This window comes from Pseudomonas imperatae, assembly GCF_057128625.1.
On the sequence record NZ_JBSKHP010000059.1, the window covers coordinates 1 to 2,946 of the forward strand.

At 52.0% G+C, this 2,946-nt stretch carries 1 rRNA gene; it reads left to right on the top strand.

Features of this window, described 5'->3' with window-relative positions:
- Nucleotides 1-28: 28 nt before the first annotated feature.
- A 23S ribosomal RNA gene (locus ACWKWX_RS32550) occupies nt 29-2,921 on the top strand.
- Nucleotides 2,922-2,946: the final 25 nt, after the last annotated feature.

The window sequence follows — 2,946 nt, forward strand, 5'->3', positions numbered from 1 at the left end:
AGTATAACCAGATTGCTTGGGGTTATATGGTCAAGTGAAGAAGCGCATACGGTGGATGCCTTGGCAGTCAGAGGCGATGAAAGACGTGGTAGCCTGCGAAAAGCTTCGGGGAGTCGGCAAACAGACTGTGATCCGGAGATGTCTGAATGGGGGAACCCAGCCATCATAAGATGGTTATCTTGTACTGAATACATAGGTGCAAGAGGCGAACCAGGGGAACTGAAACATCTAAGTACCCTGAGGAAAAGAAATCAACCGAGATTCCCTTAGTAGTGGCGAGCGAACGGGGACCAGCCCTTAAGTGGCTTTGAGATTAGCGGAACGCTCTGGAAAGTGCGGCCATAGTGGGTGATAGCCCTGTACGCGAAAATCTCTTAGTCATGAAATCGAGTAGGACGGAGCACGAGAAACTTTGTCTGAATATGGGGGGACCATCCTCCAAGGCTAAATACTACTGACTGACCGATAGTGAACTAGTACCGTGAGGGAAAGGCGAAAAGAACCCCGGAGAGGGGAGTGAAATAGATCCTGAAACCGTATGCGTACAAGCAGTGGGAGCAGACTTTGTTCTGTGACTGCGTACCTTTTGTATAATGGGTCAGCGACTTATATTCAGTGGCGAGCTTAACCGAATAGGGGAGGCGTAGCGAAAGCGAGTCTTAATAGGGCGTTTAGTCGCTGGGTATAGACCCGAAACCGGGCGATCTATCCATGGGCAGGTTGAAGGTTAGGTAACACTGACTGGAGGACCGAACCGACTACCGTTGAAAAGTTAGCGGATGACCTGTGGATCGGAGTGAAAGGCTAATCAAGCTCGGAGATAGCTGGTTCTCCTCGAAAGCTATTTAGGTAGCGCCTCATGTATCACTGTAGGGGGTAGAGCACTGTTTCGGCTAGGGGGTCATCCCGACTTACCAAACCGATGCAAACTCCGAATACCTACAAGTGCCGAGCATGGGAGACACACGGCGGGTGCTAACGTCCGTCGTGAAAAGGGAAACAACCCAGACCGTCAGCTAAGGTCCCAAAGTCATGGTTAAGTGGGAAACGATGTGGGAAGGCTTAGACAGCTAGGAGGTTGGCTTAGAAGCAGCCACCCTTTAAAGAAAGCGTAATAGCTCACTAGTCGAGTCGGCCTGCGCGGAAGATGTAACGGGGCTCAAACCATGCACCGAAGCTACGGGTATCACCTTTGGGTGATGCGGTAGAGGAGCGTTCTGTAAGCCTGTGAAGGTGAGTTGAGAAGCTTGCTGGAGGTATCAGAAGTGCGAATGCTGACATGAGTAACGACAATGGGTGTGAAAAACACCCACGCCGAAAGACCAAGGTTTCCTGCGCAACGTTAATCGACGCAGGGTTAGTCGGTCCCTAAGGCGAGGCTGAAAAGCGTAGTCGATGGAAAACAGGTTAATATTCCTGTACTTCCGGTTATTGCGATGGAGGGACGGAGAAGGCTAGGCCAGCTTGGCGTTGGTTGTCCAAGTTTAAGGTGGTAGGCTGGGATCTTAGGTAAATCCGGGATTCTAAGGCCGAGAGCTGATGACGAGTTGCCTTTAGGCGACGAAGTGGTTGATGCCATGCTTCCAAGAAAAGCTTCTAAGCTTCAGATAACCGGGAACCGTACCCCAAACCGACACAGGTGGTTGGGTAGAGAATACCAAGGCGCTTGAGAGAACTCGGGTGAAGGAACTAGGCAAAATGGCACCGTAACTTCGGGAGAAGGTGCGCCGGTGAGGGTGAAGGACTTGCTCCGTAAGCCCATGCCGGTCGAAGATACCAGGCCGCTGCGACTGTTTATTAAAAACACAGCACTCTGCAAACACGAAAGTGGACGTATAGGGTGTGACGCCTGCCCGGTGCCGGAAGGTTAATTGATGGGGTTAGCTAACGCGAAGCTCTTGATCGAAGCCCCGGTAAACGGCGGCCGTAACTATAACGGTCCTAAGGTAGCGAAATTCCTTGTCGGGTAAGTTCCGACCTGCACGAATGGCGTAACGATGGCGGCGCTGTCTCCACCCGAGACTCAGTGAAATTGAAATCGCTGTGAAGATGCAGTGTATCCGCGGCTAGACGGAAAGACCCCGTGAACCTTTACTATAGCTTTGCACTGGACTTTGAATTTGCTTGTGTAGGATAGGTGGGAGGCTTTGAAGCGTGGACGCCAGTTCGCGTGGAGCCATCCTTGAAATACCACCCTGGCAACTTTGAGGTTCTAACTCAGGTCCGTTATCCGGATCGAGGACAGTGTATGGTGGGTAGTTTGACTGGGGCGGTCTCCTCCTAAAGAGTAACGGAGGAGTACGAAGGTGCGCTCAGACCGGTCGGAAATCGGTCGTAGAGTATAAAGGCAAAAGCGCGCTTGACTGCGAGACAGACACGTCGAGCAGGTACGAAAGTAGGTCTTAGTGATCCGGTGGTTCTGTATGGAAGGGCCATCGCTCAACGGATAAAAGGTACTCCGGGGATAACAGGCTGATACCGCCCAAGAGTTCATATCGACGGCGGTGTTTGGCACCTCGATGTCGGCTCATCACATCCTGGGGCTGAAGCCGGTCCCAAGGGTATGGCTGTTCGCCATTTAAAGTGGTACGCGAGCTGGGTTTAGAACGTCGTGAGACAGTTCGGTCCCTATCTGCCGTGGACGTTTGAGATTTGAGAGGGGCTGCTCCTAGTACGAGAGGACCGGAGTGGACGAACCTCTGGTGTTCCGGTTGTCACGCCAGTGGCATTGCCGGGTAGCTATGTTCGGAAAAGATAACCGCTGAAAGCATCTAAGCGGGAAACTTGCCTCAAGATGAGATCTCACTGGAACCTTGAGTTCCCTAAAGGGCCGTCGAAGACTACGACGTTGATAGGTTGGGTGTGTAAGCGCTGTGAGGCGTTGAGCTAACCAATACTAATTGCCCGTGAGGCTTGACCATATAACACCCAAGCAATTTGCGTCGA